The organism is Streptomyces cellostaticus, assembly GCF_001513965.1.
In the GTDB taxonomy this organism is placed as follows: Bacteria; Actinomycetota; Actinomycetes; order Streptomycetales; family Streptomycetaceae; genus Streptomyces; species Streptomyces cellostaticus.
In genome coordinates, this window is the sequence record NZ_KQ948022.1 from 194,850 (window position 1) to 210,648 (window position 15,799).

A 15,799-nucleotide genomic window follows, 5' to 3' on the forward strand; every position below is an offset into this window, starting at 1 on the left:
TCTTTGTGGTGATGGCCGGTGCCTGGGTGCTTCGTGCTGGGCGGCCCGGAGGAGTTGGGCTCGGGTGGGGGGGGGTGTCCTGGCGGGATGGGCTCGGTCAGGGCTGGCGCAGGGCCGACGGCAGGCCGGGGATGTCCGCCGCCGGGCCATATCGGTCCCGGCTACGACCTTGGCTGTCTGGCCGCCGCCTCTGCCAGGACCTCCCCGGCGACTGGCAACGCCTCGGTGCGGTCTTTGGGGACGAGGCCGATGCGGGTGCGTCGGTCGAGGAGGTCTGAGGTGTCGAGGGCGCCTTCGTGCCGGGCGGCCCAGAGGAGTTCGGCCCGGGTGACCGGGTGTCCCGGCAGGACCGGCTCGGCCAGGGCGGGATCCCGCTCGGCCAGGGCGTGGACGGCCGGGGCCTCGGTGCCGTAGCGGCGGACCAGACGGCGGGGTGCGGGCAGGGCGCGCAGCCGTTCGGGTGAGGCGGCACCGACCAGCGGCAGGGCGGCGGTGGGGGAGGGGTGTGTGGGCAGGCCACGGGCCTCGACGGCGGCGTCGACGGCGTCCTGCGCCATCCGCCGGTAGGTGGTGAGCTTGCCGCCGACGATCGTGGTCACGCCGTCGGCCGAGGTCAGCACCGCGTGCCGGCGCGAGATGTCGGAGGTGCGGGCCGGTGTGTCACCTGTGCCGTCGTGCCCGCTGGTGTCCAGCAGGGGGCGCAGCCCGGCGAAGGCGCCGACGACCTCGTCCCGGCGTACCGGCGTGTCCAGTGCGGAGCCGAGCACGTCCAGCAGGAAGCCGATGTCGGTCTCGGGTACCTCCGGCACCTCGGGGACCGGGCCGTCGACCGGCTCGTCGGTGAGACCGACGTAGACCCGGCCGTCGCCCTGGGGCAGGACCAGGACGAAGCGGTTGGTCTCGCCGGGGATCGGGATGTGCAGACCGGCCGGCAGCGTGCCGAGCCGTTCCGAGCGCAGCACCAGGTGGGTGCCGCGGGAAGGACGGATGCGGATGCCGCCGACGAGGTCGCCCGCCCACACCCCGGTGGCGTTGATCACGGCGCGGGCGCGGATCTCGCCCTCCTCGCCGGTGAGTTCGTCGCGGATCCGCGCGCCCGTCCCGGTCAGCTCCAGCACCCTGACCCGGGTCAGCACCCGGGCGCCGTGCGCGGCCGCGGTCCGCGCGAGGGCGGTCACCAGCCGGGCGTCGTCGGTCACCCGGCCGTCCCAGGACAGCAGCCCGCCGCGCAGCCCGTCCGTACGTACCGAGGGCGCCAGGTGCCGGGCCTCCGTCGCCGACAGCCGGCGCGGGGCGGGCAGGATCTGCCGCGGCGTCCGGGCGGCGAGCCGCAGCATGTCGCCGGCCCGGAACCCGGCCCAGGCCAGCGAGGCCTGAGCCCGTGACACCAGCGGGGTCAGCGGCAGCACGAACGGCTGCGCGGCCACCAGGTGCGGGGCGGTACGGGTCATCAGCACCCCGCGTTCGACCGCGCTCTCGTGCGCCACGTCGAACTGCGCGGAAGCCAGGTAGCGCAGCCCGCCGTGGATGAGCTTGGAACTCCAGCGGGAGGTGCCGAAGGCCAGGTCATGGGCGTCGACCGCGACGACGTCAAGACCGCGGGCGGCCGCGTCCAGGGCGGCTCCGGCTCCGGTGGCACCGAGCCCGACGACCAGCACGTCGGCCACCGTGCCGTCCGTCGCCTCGGTCAGTTCCCGGGTACGCCGGCCCGCGCTGAGCGACGAGTCTCGTACGGCCTTGGTGTGGCTCATGGCGTCAGGGTCCTCTCCAGAAGGGCGCGCAACTCGCCGAGGAAGGCCGGGGAGTCGAGGTCGGGGTCGTCCTCGTCGGTCATCGTGCGCAGGGACAGGGTGAAGGACTGCACGAGCAGCAGCAGGGCGCGGGCCTGCCGCTCGGTGTGGGCGGTGCGCACCGATCCGTCCGCGTGGCCCTCGCGCAGCGCTCCGGCCAGCAGGGCCAGCAGCGCCTCCTGGCTCGCCCCGCGCCGGTCGAGCACGTAGGGGAGCAGCAGTTCGGGATCGACGTCGACGATCTTGCGGAAGAGGGGGTGCGCACGGAACGCCTCCACGCCCGCCACCAGCCCCTCCACGATGCGGGCCCGCGTGTCCGTGCCGGGCGTGGGCTCCGGTATCGCGCGGGTGGCCACGTCGATCCACTCACGGGTCATCAGATCGCCCACCAGCGTGCGCAGGTCGGGCCAGCGCCGGTACAGCGTCATCCGGGACACGCCGGCGCGGCGGGCCACGTCGGCGAGGGTGGTGCGGCGGACCCCGACGGCCAGTACGCAGTCGCGCACCGCGTCGAGCACGTGATCACTGCCCGAGCTGTCGGGACCGTTGTGACGAATAGGCGTCATGTGTCACAGTGTAACGCCCCGGGGGCCGGGCGGAGACGCCGCCGCGCGAACCGAGCACACCGACCTGTGAGGACGACCCTTCGATGGACATGCTGTGGAACGGCTGGGGTGACCCGGCCAAGGCGGCACCGCTGCCCGACTCGGTGACCGGACTGCTGCGCGACCTGCTCGGCGTCAAGCCGCGCAGCACGCCGGCCCTGGCCCTGGAGGACATCCGCCTGCCCGGGGCCACGGCGGGTCCCGTGGCCCTGAAGGCGCTCGCCCTGGCCGCCGGCGGCGAGGAGCACGTCCGCACGGACGCGGAGAGCCGCATCCGGCACACCCGCGGCAAGTCCACACCCGACCTGCTGCGCCTGCGCGCCGGCGACCTCTCCGACGTCCCGCAGGCCGTGGTCCTGCCCGCCTCCCACGACGAGGTACTCGCCGTGCTGCGGGCCTGCGCCGCACACGGCCTGGCCGTCGTGCCGTTCGGCGGCGGCACCTCCGTCGTGGGCGGACTCGCCCCCGAACGGCGCGCCTTCGTCGCCCTGGACCTGCGCCGGATGAACGGCCTGCTCGACCTGGACCCGGTCTCCCGCACCGCCGTCCTCCAGCCCGGCCTGCGCGCCCCCGAGGCCGAAGCCCTGCTCGCCGCACAGGGCTTCACCCTCGGCCACTTCCCGCAGTCCTTCGAATGGGCCACCATCGGCGGCTTCGCCGCCGCCCGCTCCAGCGGCCAGGCCTCCGCCGGCTACGGCCGCTTCGACGAGATGGTGCTCGGCCTCACCCTCGCCACCCCCGAGGGAACCATCGAGGCGGGCCGCGCCCCCCGCTCCGCCGCCGGACCGGACCTGCGCCAGCTGATCCTCGGCTCCGAGGGCGCCTTCGGCGTCATCACCTCCGTCACCGTACGGATCCGCCCGCTGCCCGAGGTGCGCGTCTACGAGGGCTGGCGGTTCGCCTCCTTCGAGGCGGGAGCCGCGGCGCTGCGCCGGCTCGCCCAGGACGGGCCGCGGCCGACCGTGCTGCGCCTGTCCGACGAGACCGAGACGCTCATCGGCCTCGCTCAACCCGACGCGATCGGCGCCGGGTTGGCGCAGAGCGACGCCGGATGCCAGGCGATCACCGGCTACGAGGGCACGGCCGAGGACATCGCCCGGCGCCGCGAGCAGGCGGCGGCCGTCCTGCGGGCCGCCGGCGGAACGCTGCTCGGAGCCGAACCGGGCGAACGCTGGGCCCACGGCCGCTACTCCGCGCCCTATCTGCGCGACGCCCTCCTCGACGCGGGAGCCCTGGCCGAAACGCTGGAGACCGCCGCCTTCTGGTCGCGCATCCCCGACCTGTACACGGCCGTGCGCACCGCACTGACCGACACCCTCACCCAGGCCGGCACCCCGCCCCTGGTGATGTGCCACATCTCCCACGTGTACGAGAACGGCGCCTCGCTGTACTTCACCGTCGTCAGCGCCCAGGGCGAGGACGCCGTCGCACACTGGACCCGCGCCAAGCACGCCGCCAACGACGCCGTACTCGCCGCCGGGGGCACCATCACCCACCACCACGGAGTGGGCACCGACCACCGCGACTGGTATGTCAGGGAGGCCGGACCGCTGGGTATCGAGGCCCTGCGTGCCGTCAAGCGCCGCCTGGACCCCGAGGGACTCCTCAACCCCGGCGTCCTGCTGCCCACCGACTGATCCGCCCCGCCAGCCCGTCTCTCCCGTCACCGCCCGGAGGCACACCGATGCGACAGTTCACCGCCGTCGTCAACCCGACCGCGGGCGACGCGACCGGGGCGGCGTCGCTGCTCCACCTGGCCCGTCTGCTCCGCGAAGCCGGGGCCGAGCTGGAGACGGAGTACAGCCACAGCCTCGCCCACGCCCAGGACATCGCCCGGCAGGCCGGGGAACGCGGCCGGGTGGTCCTGGCGGTCGGCGGCGACGGCATGGCCGGCGGCATCGGCGGCGCGCTCAGCGGCACCGGCACCGTCCTCGGCCTGGTACCCGCCGGACGCGGCAACGACTTCGCCCGCGCCCTGAACCTGCCGACCGACCCGGCCGGCCTCGCCGACATCCTGCTGAACGCCGAGCCCGGACGCGTCGACACCATCGAGGTGGAGTCGGCCGTCCACCGGCGCACCGTGGTCCTGGGCAGCGTCTACGCCGGAGTCGACGCGCTGGCCAACCGGCACGCGAACCACGCCCGTCTGCTGCGCGGCGCCGCCTCCTACTACGCGGGCGGCCTGCGCGCCGTCACCACGTGGCGGGCGGCGGACTACCGCGTCACCGTCGACGGCACGGAACACGCCCACCGCGGCTACACCGTCGTAGCCGCCAACTCCCCCTACTACGGCTCCGGCCGGCTCATCGCCCCCGGCGCACGGGTCGACGACGGACTGCTCGACGTCGTCATGATCCGCGACGCGCCGCGCCGGCTGTTCTTCACCCTCATGAACGAGCTGAAGACCGGCGCCCACATCCACCGCCCCGAAGTGCAGGTCCTGCGCGGCAAGGAACTGCGCATCGAGGCCTCCCGACCCGTCCCCTACGGCGCCGACGGCGAGGTGGAGGCGACCTTGCCGGTGACGGTCCGGGTACGGCCCGGCGACCTGCCCGTGCTGTACCGCCCGGCCGGCGCCGAGGGGCACTGAGGCGCCGTACCGGGCCGCATGGCCCGGTGCTTCACCGGTCGTACGGGCGGTTCCTGCGACGGCTGCGGGGGAGCGCGACGGCTGATGCGCACGGGGGATCTCCCCTGTCGTGCGCTGGGGTTGCCCCTACCCGCGAACCGGCGGCCAGCAGGAGTGATCCGGCCGCGGCGCGTGCCTAGCGTTGTTGCGCATGGCGACCTTCCTCACCCCCTCCACGCTGGGCAGACGGGCATGCGTGGCGGCCCTGTTGGCGGCGTTCGTCGTGCCGTCCGCTGCGGCGGCCGCCGCCGAGCCGCCGCCCGATGCCCGACAGCACGCCCCCTGCGGAGCCCACAGCGAGCTGCGCCGGTCGCTGCGCACGCTCACCGACCGCGATGGTCTCGCCGGCGCGGCGGTTCTGGTCACCGAGGCCGGCGGCGGACCGTGCGGGCGCTGGACCGAAACGGCGGGTACGGCGGACCTGCGCAGCGGCCGCCCGATGAACACGACCGACCGGCTGCGCGCAGGCAGTGTCACGAAGATGTTCACCGCGACGGTCGTGCTCCAGCTCGCCGCCGAACACCGCCTTTCGCTCGACGCCCCCGTCGACCGCTACCTTCCCGGAGTGGTCCGCAAGAACGGCTACGACGGCCGCCGGATCACCGTACGGCAACTACTGCAGCACACCAGCGGGTTGCCGGACTACCTCGACGCTCCCGAGTGGGAGCACCCGGAGCGCCTGCGGTACCGCCACTTCACACCGCGCGAGCTCGTCGCCCGCGCACTGGACCTGCCGCGCCCGCGTGGCGGCTGGCACTACGCCACCACCAACTACCTCCTCGCCGGCCTGATCGTCCGCGAAGTCACCGGGCACTCTCCTGAGGGGGAGATCACCCGTAGGCTGATCCGGCCCCTCGGGCTGCGCGACACGTACTGGCCCGGAGACCACACCCGCATCCGGGGACCGCACTCCCGCAGCTACTTCGCCGCGGGCGACGGGCACCGCGTCGACGGCACCGCCTGGAACACGACCTTCGGCGGGGTCGGCGGCGCCCTGGTCTCCACACCCGGAGACCTGACACGGTTCACCACCGCTCTCCTCGGCGGCCGGCTGCTGCCCCCGGCCCAACTCGCCGAGATGCGGCGGACGGTGGCGGCCGACCCCGACCGGCTCTGGCCCGGCGCCCGTTACGGACTGGGCCTGATCGCCTCCCCGCTGCGCTGCGGCGGCATGTGGTGGGGCCATGCCGGGACCGTGCCGGGAGGCCACCGGGCGCTGACCGCCACCGGCCCCGGCGGGCGGAGCGTCGCCCTCGCCCTCAACCAGGTACCGGCCACGCTCCAGGCCGAACAGGACTTCCTGGACGTCGTCGAGACCGCGTTCTGCGAAGGCCGGTCTTCCGCAGAAACAGCAACCGCAGAAGGGACGAACCCATGAACCGCTTGGCAACCTCCTTACAGCCGGGCAGGGCACCAAGGGCAAAGAGGGCCGCCCTGGGCCTGGCCGCCACCGCCCTCGCCCTGACCGCGCTGCCCGCCACCGCCGTTTCGGCCCAGGCAGCGGCCTCCGACCCTCTCGCCCGCTACCACCACCAGCACCTCACCTGGAAGAGCTGCCTGCTCGGCCCCGATGACGCAACCGGAAAGGAACTGGAACAGGCGGGCGCCCGGTGCGCCGACGTGACCGTACCGCTGGACTACGCCGCTCCGGGCGGCCCTACGATCACGGTTGCCGTCTCCCGGATCCGCGCGACCGACACCGCCCACCGCGTCGGCCCGCTCCTGCTGAACGGCGGCGGCCCCGGCGGCCAGACGATCGGTGACCCGCCGTGGGTGCACAAGGCCATGAAGGATGTCGGCCGACGGTACGACGTGGTGGGCATGGACCCCCGTTTCGTCGGCCGCAGCACACCGCTGGACTGCCACTGGCCGACCGGGTCCGCGTTTCGCGGAGCGGGCGGCGACCGCGCCGGCTTCGACCGCATCGCGACCTTCTCCGAAGACCTGGCCCGGCGCTGCCGGACGCATGCGGGCGATGTGCTGCCCTACGCCACCACGCGAAACACCGCGCGCGACATGGACGTCATCCGCGCCGCGCTCGGCGAGCGGCGGATCTCCTACCTGGGCTATTCGTACGGCAGTTACCTCGGCCAGGTGTACGCCACGATGTTCTCCGGCCGCACCGACCGGGTCGTGCTGGACGGGGTGATCGACCCGCACCGCTACGGTCCCCGGCTGCTGCGCGGGGTCGGGGCGGCCAACCGGCACGCCCTGGAAGGCTGGGCTTCATGGGCCGCCGCCCGCGACACGACGTACGGTCTGGGCCGCACCCGTGGGGCGGTGCTGGCGACCGTGGACCGTGTCCAGGCCGCGGCCGCCCGCACACCGCTGCGGCTCGGTGCCTACCGGGTGGACGAGCACATGGCGCCCATCGTCCTCTTCAACGGCCTCTCGCAGGACAACGACAGCGCCTACGGGGACTTCGCACAGGGGATACAGGACATGCGGCGCGCGGCGGACGGGCAGCGGGTCACCCCGTCCCCGTGGCTTGCCGGCGTGCTGGAGTTCGAGCTCACCGGGGCCGAGTCGCAGTACGGCAGTGTGCAGACGTCGATCCTGTGCGGCGACGCCGCCGCTCCCCACGACCCGGAGGTCTACTGGCGCGACGTCCAACGCGCCCGTACGCAGGACCCGTTGTTCGGCCCCGTCACGAACAACCTCAACCCCTGTGCCTTCTGGGACCGGCCCCGTGAGCGCCCGACCACCGTCCGCGGCGACCTGCCCGCGCTGCTCGTCAATGCCACGGGAGACCCGCGCACCTCCTACGAGGGTGCCACCGCCGTACACCGCAAGTGGCACTCCTCCCGCCTGGTGACCCTGCGCGGTGCCGACCAGCACGCGGTGTACGGCGTGTACGGCAGCCGCTGCGCCGACGACACGGTCAACGCCTACCTCGCCACCGGCCGCCTCCCGGCCACGGACATCACCTGCAGGGCGCGCGGACCGCAGGACACCTTCAGCGCCCCAGGAGCAGTCCCGTCCCCGTGACGTCCACGTGAATGCCCGCCTTGTCCACCGTCACACCCTGTAGGCGCAGAGTGCCCGCAGACGGCTTCGGGATCTGGAAGGAAAAGGAGAACCGGTCGGCGATCTGCGGGCGGGTGAGCTTGGTCAGGGCCGTGAGAAGGGACAGGTCCAGGCCCATCCGCTCGAGGAGCCTCGGGTGGGCGAGCGCCGCGTCCACGAGGTTCACGCGGGTCAGGTCGTGCAGGAAGCGGGGCGCGCCGGTGAGGCGGTGGAGCTCGTCCTCGTCGTTCAGCGCGGCGCGCACCGCGCTGTCGGGCACGCCCAGGCGGTGCACGATCTCCGGGACGGCCAGGAAGGCCTTGATCTTCTCCGTCTCCCGGGTGAGCCGACGTGCTGAGGCGCGGGTCAGATGGAGGCCTTCTGTGGGCCTGGTGCCGGGCCGGTACGTCGCGAGGTCACCGATGGCGAGCTGTATGCCGTCCACGGAGGTGGCGATGCCGCGCTCCCCGTCGCGGCGTATCCGGGCGTCGGCCTGCAGACGCAGGTCGTGCCCCGCGAGGCGAAGGGCGCCGTGGGCCTGGATGCGGCCGGGCCCGTGGGCGGTGAAGGCCACCTGGGAGGCGCCGAGTTCGCGGTTCATGTCGGCGAAGGACAGCAGGACCTGCCCGTGCACCTGCCGGACGAGTGCGCCGCTCACGGCGGTGAGTCCGTCGCCGTCGATGCGTATCTCGTCTGCCGTGGCGGTGACCTGGGTGAGAGTGACCCGGTGGGCCGGGATGTCCGGGACGGTGACGCGCACCGAGTCCAGGCGCCGTGCAGCCACCTGGGTGAGAAAGGGAAAGCCGCCGATCCGTACCTCGGGGGCCGCCGTGAGGTGCAGTTCGTCCTTGAGTCGTTCGGAGGCCTTGTGCTCGGCGTAGAGGAGTGCCCAGCGGTCGGCGAGGGCGACGAGGCAGGTGAGGGTGAGCACCCAGGCGAGGCCTCTGACCACGGTGGGCAGGCCGGTGGCGCGGTTGCGACGGCGGCTGCCGCGCCTGTGGTTGGGCGGCGACCAGGGCTTGTCGGCGTCGTCGTCCTGCAGGCTCGGCGTGCTGTCCTCGGTGAGGAAGTCGTCCAGCGGATGGTCTGCCAGCGATGCCAGTTCGTCGTACGGATTACGGCCGCGTGGAACCCTTTCGGTGGGAGGTCCGTCCGACTGAGCAGGATGATGCGTCTGTATGTGGGGGGTACGCATCGGGAGATTTGATCACATAACCCCACCCGCCCTGCAAGCCCTACCCGAAGTAAGGCGCGAAATCAGTCACTTCGTCATCCGCCGTTCCGGCCGCGCCCGAGGATCGCACCTCGAGCGCGGCGAAACGCGAGCTCATCGCTGCCTGGCGGTGTGATCAGAAGCGGGGCGCACCCGGTGCCTGCTGCGGCGCCGGAACGATGCGCTGGTTCACGCCCTCGTTCTGGCGAGCGGGCGCCTTGCAGGTGACGTCCTGTGCCGGAAGTTTTCCGGTGCTCAGGTAGGCGTTGACGGTGCGGTTGGCGCACCAGCGCGGGTCGTCGGAGTAGACGCCGTGACCCTCGCCGCCCTTGACGTACACCATGCGCGAGCCCTTCAGGGCGTGGTGCATGCCGAGGCCGCTGGTCAGGGGTGTCTGGGAGTCCCACTGGTTCTGGACGGTGAGCAGGCCGACGTTGTTGTCCACCGTCGTGACGGGCTCGGCCGTCCTGCTCCAGAACGCGCAGGGCGTGATGTTGGAGCCGAAGTCGCCGTACAGCGGGTACTTGGCCTTGTTCCGGATCGCGTCACGTCGGTACTGGTCGGGGTCGCGCGGCCAGGCCGCGGTGTCGCCGCAGACCACGGTCCAGAAGGCGGCTGAGCTGTTGTCGTCCGGCGGCTGCGCGGCGGGAGCCGCGAAGCGGCGCGGTCCCTGTTCGTCGTCCGGCGCGGCGATGCGGGGCGAGGCCGGTGTGCCGTCGGCGGCCTTCTTCAGCTCGACGACGTTCTCGGCCGCGTTCCTGGGGCTGAAGAACTCGGCGCGCAGGGCGGCCCGGATGTCGTCCCCGGTGAGCTTCTCGCCACCGGACTCGATCGGATCGCGGTCGGCCCGGGCGATCAGGTCCCAGAACGTCTTCTTCACCTTGGCCGGGGTGTCGCCGAGCTGGTAGGTGCGGTGGTGCTGGGCGGTCCACTTCGTCCAGCGGGTGAACGCGGGCTCGGTGCCCTCGGCCCACACCTGGAGCATGCCCCGCCAGACCCGGGCCGGGTCGACGGCGCTGTCCAGCACGAAGCGATCGGTCCGCTCGGGGAACATCTGCGCGTAGACGGCGCCCAGATACGTGCCGTACGAGTAGCCCAGGTAGGAGATCTTCTTCTCGCCCAGTACGGCGCGGATGACGTCCATGTCGCGGGCGGTGTTGCGGGTGGTGATGTGCGCAAGCGTGTCGCCGTTCTTGGCACGGCATTTCCCGGCGACGGTTCGGGCCCACTTGACGTCACGGTCGAACGTCTTCGGCCTGTAGGCGTGTTCGATGTTCTGCTCCGCGGTCGTCAGACCGCAGGTGACCGGGCTGCTGCGCCCCACGCCGCGCGGATCGAACCCGATGAGGTCGTACTGCTCGCGGACCTTCTTGGGCATCGTGTCCTTCATCATGACCGGCATGTCCAGGCCCTCGCCGCCGGGACCACCGGGGTTGAAGAGGATCGCGCCGTGCCGCTTGCCGGGGACACTGGTCTTCATTCGGGAGACGGCCAGCTTGAGCGTCTTGGCGGTGGGCCGGCTGTAGTCGACCGGGACCTTGATCGTCGCGCACTGGAATGCGGCGGGCATCGACCTGTCGCAACGGTGCCACGAGGGCTTCTGGTTCTCGAATCTCTTCAGGGGTTCCGCCGCGGATGCCTGCGTCGGGGCGAGGGCGGGGACCAGCGTTGCCGTGATCCCCACCGCGAGCAAGGGCGCCATGCGTCCTATCCGCACGATGGGCCGTTCCTTTCGATCAACTTCCAGGACGGAACGACCTTTTCGTGCCTGCGGACGTGGGCGAATCCATCTACAGGGCGGTCTTGCTACGACTCCCGGCGGACACAGAAAGAGACGTGCGGAGGAGAACCCGACCGGGCTGATTGCCGTCCGCACTTACTGGAGGGGCCGACGTGACTGTCACCTGGCGCAGCGCCGACTGGTTCAGCAGCCGCGGACCGGGCGGCAGTCGGGTCTCAGATGCGCCGCTCTTCAACAGCGCCCTCGTGCCCGCCCTGAGGGGCGGGTGGCGGGGCCGTGGTGGCTCGTGGGATCAAGTGCGTGGGCAGGACGACGTGGCGCGTGTGGTCGGCGTCGGAGTCCTGGATGAGCTGCAGGGCCAGTTCGCCGGCCAGGCGGCCCATGTCCGAGGGTGACTGGGCGACCGTGGACAGGTCCGTCCACTCGGCCATCTGGTGGTCGTCGAAACCGATGACGGAAATCCGCTCGGGCACCTGGATCTGTGCCTTGCGCAGGAAGTAGATGATGGAGATGGCCAGCTCGTCCGTCTCGGCGAAGATCGCGGTGGGCGGCTCCCGCAGGCTGAGCAGTTTTCCGACCCCCTGCGTGATGTCACGCTTGTCGTCGGACGACATGGTGACCACCAGGTCGTCGTCGAGAGGGATGCCCGCCTCGGTGAGCGCCTGTTGGTAGCCGAGCAGACGTTCGCGCGAGCTGAAGCAGAAGCCGGTGGCGCCCAGGGTCGGCGCGAAGGCGATCCGGCGGTGCCCGAGGTTGAGCAGGTGGCGGGTGGCCTTGCGGGCTCCGTCCGCGTCGTCGACGTACACGCTGGGGCGGCCGTCCGCGTGCTGGCTGACGTAGATGACCGGCATCCCGAGGTCGTCCAGCCGTACGGTCTCCTCGTCGGTGAGGTCGAACCCGAACACCGCCAGCGCGTCGGCGTTCCGCCGGGCCGGGAGGCGCTCGAAGAACGCGGTGCGCTCGCTCATGTCGGGTATCACGTAGACGGTCAGTTCCATGCCGGCCGCGCGCAGCAGCGGACCCAGGCTGGACAGCGCCGACCCCATGAACCACGAGTTGAGCGTGGGCACGAGCGCCGCCACGACCCCGGTCTTGCCGGTGACCAGGCTCGCGGCTTGTCGCGAGACCGCGAAGTTCAGCTCGCGAGCGGCCTCTTCGACCCGGGCGCGGACGTCCGGCGAGACGGTCGGCAGGCCGCGCAGGGTGCGGGACACGGTGGACGGGGAGACCCCTGCCCGTTCGGCGACGTCGGCCATCGTGGGGAGCCGTTGAGCTGATGACATGAGCGGAAGTTAGCACAGCTCCGCTTTCCTGCCTGCCCTCTCGTGACAGCGCTGTCACGATCTTCGAGAGCGGGCATTTTCATCCAATTTGCCCACAAATAAAGTGTGCACTCCATCTAAACTCGTCCGTACTACCGGCAAGTTACGCATTGACTTCCCGTAGGTGCACTCCTAGCGTGCAAGCGTTGTCTCGACGGGGTCACACCCGCTTCCGGGTACTCGCCATTTGGCCCTTTGAACTGCGCTTTTCATGCACGCAATGCCGTGACAGCACTGTCAGCCGCGCTTCGGTTCCGCACGACCCAGGAGAAAGACAGTGAAGACCAGGACCACCAGAGCCCTTCAGTGTTCGGCGACACTCGTCGCCGCCGGACTCCTCGTCACCGCCTGCGGCTCGTCCGGAGGCAGTGGCTCGGGGGAACCGGCCGCAAGCACGTCGTTCCAGGGCCGTGGCCCCATCACGTACGTGGCCGGCAAGGACACGTCCGGCGTCGTCCCGAAGGTCATCGACCGGTGGAACACGCTGCACCCGAAGGAGAAGGTCACCTTCATCCAGCTGCCGACGGATGCGGACTCGCAGCGCCAGCAGATGATCCAGAACGCGGAGACGAAGTCCGACGCCTACACGGTGCTCTCCCTCGACGTCGTGTGGACGTCGGAGTTCGCCGCCCACCAGTGGATCGACCGCCTGCCCGAGAAGCAGTTCCCGCTGCAGAACATGCTGAAGCCCGTGGTGGAGACGGCGAAGTACCGCGGCAACCTGTACGCGGCCCCGGCCAGTTCGGACGGCGGAGTGCTGTACTACCGCACCGACCTGTTGAAGAAGGCCGGCGTGACCAAGCCTCCGGCCACCTGGTCGGAGATGACGGCCGACTGCGCCAAGGTGAAGAAGCTGCCCGAGGCCGAGGGCATGTCCTGCTACGCCGGTCAGTTCCAGAAGTACGAGGGCCTGACGGTGAACTTCGCCGAGGCCGTGAACTCCGCGGGCGGTGTCGTCACCGACGCGAACGGCAAGCCGGACGTCGACACCCCCGAGGCGCAGAAGGGCCTGGACTTCCTCGCCGGTTCCTTCAAGGACGGGGCGATCCCCAAGGAGGCCATCACCTACCAGGAGGAGGACGGCCGTCAGGCGTTCCAGTCCGGGAAGCTGATATTCCTGCGCAACTGGCCGTACGTGTACGCCCTGGCCGAGAAGTCCAAGGTGGCGGGCAGGTTCGCGGCCGCTCCTCTGCCCGGCCTGAGCGGACCCGGCTCCTCCAGCCTGGGGGGTCACAACCTGGCCCTGTCGTCCTTCGCCAGGAACAAGGCCACGGCCCTGGACTTCATGAAGTTCTTCAGCAGCGAGGACAGCGCGAGCACGTTCCTCAAGGACGCCTCCCTCGCCCCGCCGTACGCGGACCTGTACGACGACGCGTCGCTGGTCAAGCAGTACCCGTACCTGCCCGTCCTCAAGCAGTCCATCCTGCGGGCGGTGCCGCGTCCGCGGGTCGTGCAGTACGGCGACGTGACATCGGCGATCCAGCAGGAGGCCTACGCCGCTCTGACCGGCAGCAAGAGCAGCGCGCAGGCGCTGAAGGACCTGCAGAGCGAGCTGCAGAAGTCCACGGCGCAGTGAGGAGCCGGCTCATGGCCGACATCAAGACTCCGCCCGGAACGGCGGTGGACGAACCCGGCAGGGCAGCCGACCGCCGTCCAGGGCAGCCCTTCCCCGAGGCGGGCCTCAGGCGAACGCGGACCAGGGCGACAGCGGGCTCGGGGCGGATGGCGACACTGCTGGTGTCCCCGACGCTCCTGGTCCTCTCGGTCGTCGTGCTCTATCCGACGATCATGGCGCTGAAGGAGTCGCTGTACGGGACCAAGGGGCTGGACCCGAAGACCGGCTTCATCCGCACCACCGAGCCCTTCGTGGGGCTGAGGAACTACACCGGCATCTTCGGCGCAGCCGGGGACCGGTTCTGGAACGCCTTCTGGAACACCACCTTCTTCACCGTCGTCACGGTGGGGCTGGAGACGCTGATCGGTGTGGCGATGGCCCTGATCATGCACAAGGCGTTCCGGGGCCGGGCCCTGGTACGAGCCGGCATCCTCGTGCCCTGGGCCGTCCCCACGGCCATCTCCGCCCTGCTGTGGCGCTGGATCTTCAACAGCAACGGCATTGCCAACGCCGTCATCGGTCACCAGATCCTGTGGACCACCGAAGGCTTCCACGCCAAGGTCGCGGTGATCATCGCCGAGGTGTGGAAGACCGCCCCCTTCATCGGACTGCTGGTCCTGGCCGGCCTCCAGGTGATCCCCAAGGAGGTCTACGAGGCGGCCCGGATCGACGGGGCGAGCGCCCTGGGCCAGTTCTGGCACATCACCCTGCCCCTGGTGAAACCCGCACTGCTGGTGGCGGTGCTGTTCCGGTGCCTGGATGCGCTGCGCATGTTCGACCTGCCGTACATCCTCGTCGGCGCACAGAAGAACTCGGTGGAAACCCTGTCCATGCTCGCGCAGAACGAGGCGTCCAACGTCCGCTTCGGACCGGCCTCCGCCTACGCGGTGCTCCTCTTCCTGTACGTCCTCCTCATCGCGCTCGCCTTCGTCCGCGTGCTCGGCGCCGACCTCGTCGGCGACGGCGGCGCCACAGGCAGAAGTGCGGGCAGGAGACGCCGACGTATCACGGCGCTGCGCCGTGCGGAGGTGACGGCATGACCATCACGGCGAAATGGCGGGGGCGGCTGCTGTACGTGGGCGTCGCCGCGGTGGTGGCCTACTGCCTGGCCCCGTTCTACTGGATGCTGGTCTCCAGCCTGCGGCGCACCTCGGACATCTTCGACACCTCGCTGCTTCCCTCCACGGTGTCGTTCGAGAACTACCGGGCGGTGTTCAGCCCGTCCCAGGGCTTCACGCGTGCGCTGCTCAACAGCCTGATCGTCGCCGGCATCACCACCGCACTGGCGCTGCTGCTGGCCACGTTCACCGCCTACGCGATGGCCCGGCTCGAGTTCCGGTTCAAGCGGCTGATCCTCACGTTGATCATCGCCACCTCGATGTTCCCGGTGGTGTCGATCGTGGTCCCGCTGCTGAAGCTGTTCACGGACATCGGCTGGATCAACACCTACCAGTCCATGATCGTGCCGAGCATGTCGTTCGCCCTGCCGCTGGCGGTGTGGAACCTGACCACGTTCTTCCGGCAGATGCCCGACGAGCTGGAGCACGCCGCCATGATCGACGGCTGCACCCGCGGCCAGGCCTTCCGCAAGATCATCATCCCCCTGGCGGCACCCGGCATCTTCACCACGGCGATCATCACCTTCATCGCCGCCTGGAACGAGTTCCTCATCGCCCTGTCGATGACGAACAAGCCCGCCATGCAGACGGCACCGGTCGCCATCTCCAAGTTCTCCGGCGCCACCCAGTTCGAGACCCCGTTCGGCAGCCAGATGGCAGCAGGAGTCCTGGTCACCATCCCTCTGGTGGTCATGGTGCTGCTCTTCCAGCGCCGGATCGTCGCCGGACTCACCGCCGGCGCAGCCAAGTAGACACCACA

At 70.9% G+C, this 15,799-nt stretch carries 12 protein-coding genes; 7 read left to right on the plus strand and 5 right to left on the minus strand.

The window, feature by feature from the left end:
* Positions 1 to 161: 161 nt before the first annotated feature.
* Together AQI88_RS17610 and AQI88_RS17615 are read right to left on the minus strand one after the other, a co-directional pair.
* Positions 162 to 1,751 (minus strand): glycerol-3-phosphate dehydrogenase/oxidase, encoded by a 1,590-nt coding sequence (locus tag AQI88_RS17610; protein ID WP_066999639.1) that lies wholly within the window; start codon positions 1,749 to 1,751, stop codon positions 162 to 164.
* Positions 1,748 to 2,356 carry a TetR/AcrR family transcriptional regulator gene (locus AQI88_RS17615; protein ID WP_066999642.1) on the minus strand — a complete coding sequence of 203 codons (609 nt, stop codon included), beginning with the start codon at positions 2,354 to 2,356 and terminating at the stop codon, positions 1,748 to 1,750. The genes AQI88_RS17610 and AQI88_RS17615 overlap by 4 nt, the downstream gene beginning before the upstream one ends.
* An 83-nt stretch (positions 2,357 to 2,439) precedes the next feature.
* Between AQI88_RS17615 and AQI88_RS17620 the strand changes: the two genes are divergently transcribed.
* The 4 genes from AQI88_RS17620 to AQI88_RS17635 all read left to right on the plus strand — a co-directional run bounded on the left by AQI88_RS17620 (position 2,440) and on the right by AQI88_RS17635 (position 8,012).
* Positions 2,440 to 4,032, plus strand: a complete 1,593-nt coding sequence (locus AQI88_RS17620; RefSeq protein ID WP_066999644.1) for an FAD-binding oxidoreductase — start codon at positions 2,440 to 2,442, stop codon at positions 4,030 to 4,032.
* A 47-nt stretch (positions 4,033 to 4,079) separates the two neighbouring features.
* The gene (locus tag AQI88_RS17625; RefSeq protein WP_066999647.1) at positions 4,080 to 4,985 is read left to right on the plus strand and encodes a diacylglycerol kinase family protein; all 906 of its coding nucleotides are present in this window, start codon (positions 4,080 to 4,082) and stop codon (positions 4,983 to 4,985) included.
* 190 nt (positions 4,986 to 5,175) lie between these two features.
* On the plus strand, positions 5,176 to 6,402 hold the full coding sequence (locus AQI88_RS17630; protein ID WP_066999649.1) for a serine hydrolase domain-containing protein: 1,227 nt from the start codon (positions 5,176 to 5,178) through the stop codon (positions 6,400 to 6,402).
* Positions 6,399 to 8,012 carry an alpha/beta hydrolase gene (locus AQI88_RS17635; protein WP_066999652.1) on the plus strand — a complete coding sequence of 538 codons (1,614 nt, stop codon included), beginning with the start codon at positions 6,399 to 6,401 and terminating at the stop codon, positions 8,010 to 8,012. The genes AQI88_RS17630 and AQI88_RS17635 overlap by 4 nt, the downstream gene beginning before the upstream one ends.
* On the opposite strand, the gene AQI88_RS17640 is transcribed toward AQI88_RS17635, so the two are convergent.
* From AQI88_RS17640 to AQI88_RS17650, 3 genes are all read right to left on the minus strand, one after another.
* Positions 7,981 to 9,225 (minus strand): LmeA family phospholipid-binding protein, encoded by a 1,245-nt coding sequence (locus AQI88_RS17640; protein ID WP_066999655.1) that lies wholly within the window; start codon positions 9,223 to 9,225, stop codon positions 7,981 to 7,983. The genes AQI88_RS17635 and AQI88_RS17640 overlap by 32 nt on opposite strands.
* Positions 9,226 to 9,379: 154 nt before the next feature.
* A complete protein-coding gene (locus tag AQI88_RS17645; protein WP_066999657.1) occupies positions 9,380 to 10,960 on the minus strand; it encodes an alpha/beta fold hydrolase in 1,581 nt (526 codons plus the stop codon).
* Positions 10,961 to 11,199: 239 nt separating this feature from the next.
* Positions 11,200 to 12,267 carry a LacI family DNA-binding transcriptional regulator gene (locus AQI88_RS17650; protein ID WP_317931001.1) on the minus strand — a complete coding sequence of 356 codons (1,068 nt, stop codon included), beginning with the start codon at positions 12,265 to 12,267 and terminating at the stop codon, positions 11,200 to 11,202.
* A 316-nt stretch (positions 12,268 to 12,583) separates the two neighbouring features.
* Between AQI88_RS17650 and AQI88_RS17655 the strand changes: the two genes are divergently transcribed.
* From AQI88_RS17655 to AQI88_RS17665, 3 genes are read left to right on the plus strand one after another with little or no spacing between them, the layout of a single operon-like run.
* A complete protein-coding gene (locus tag AQI88_RS17655; RefSeq protein ID WP_066999664.1) occupies positions 12,584 to 13,882 on the plus strand; it encodes an ABC transporter substrate-binding protein in 1,299 nt (432 codons plus the stop codon).
* Between the two features lie 11 nt (positions 13,883 to 13,893).
* Positions 13,894 to 14,961: a carbohydrate ABC transporter permease gene (locus AQI88_RS17660; RefSeq protein WP_079057630.1), complete on the plus strand. Its 1,068-nt coding sequence runs from the start codon at positions 13,894 to 13,896 to the stop codon at positions 14,959 to 14,961.
* Complete coding sequence (locus tag AQI88_RS17665; protein ID WP_066999669.1) at positions 14,958 to 15,791, plus strand: carbohydrate ABC transporter permease; 834 nt, start codon at positions 14,958 to 14,960, stop codon at positions 15,789 to 15,791. The genes AQI88_RS17660 and AQI88_RS17665 overlap by 4 nt, the downstream gene beginning before the upstream one ends.
* Positions 15,792 to 15,799 lie beyond the last annotated feature (8 nt).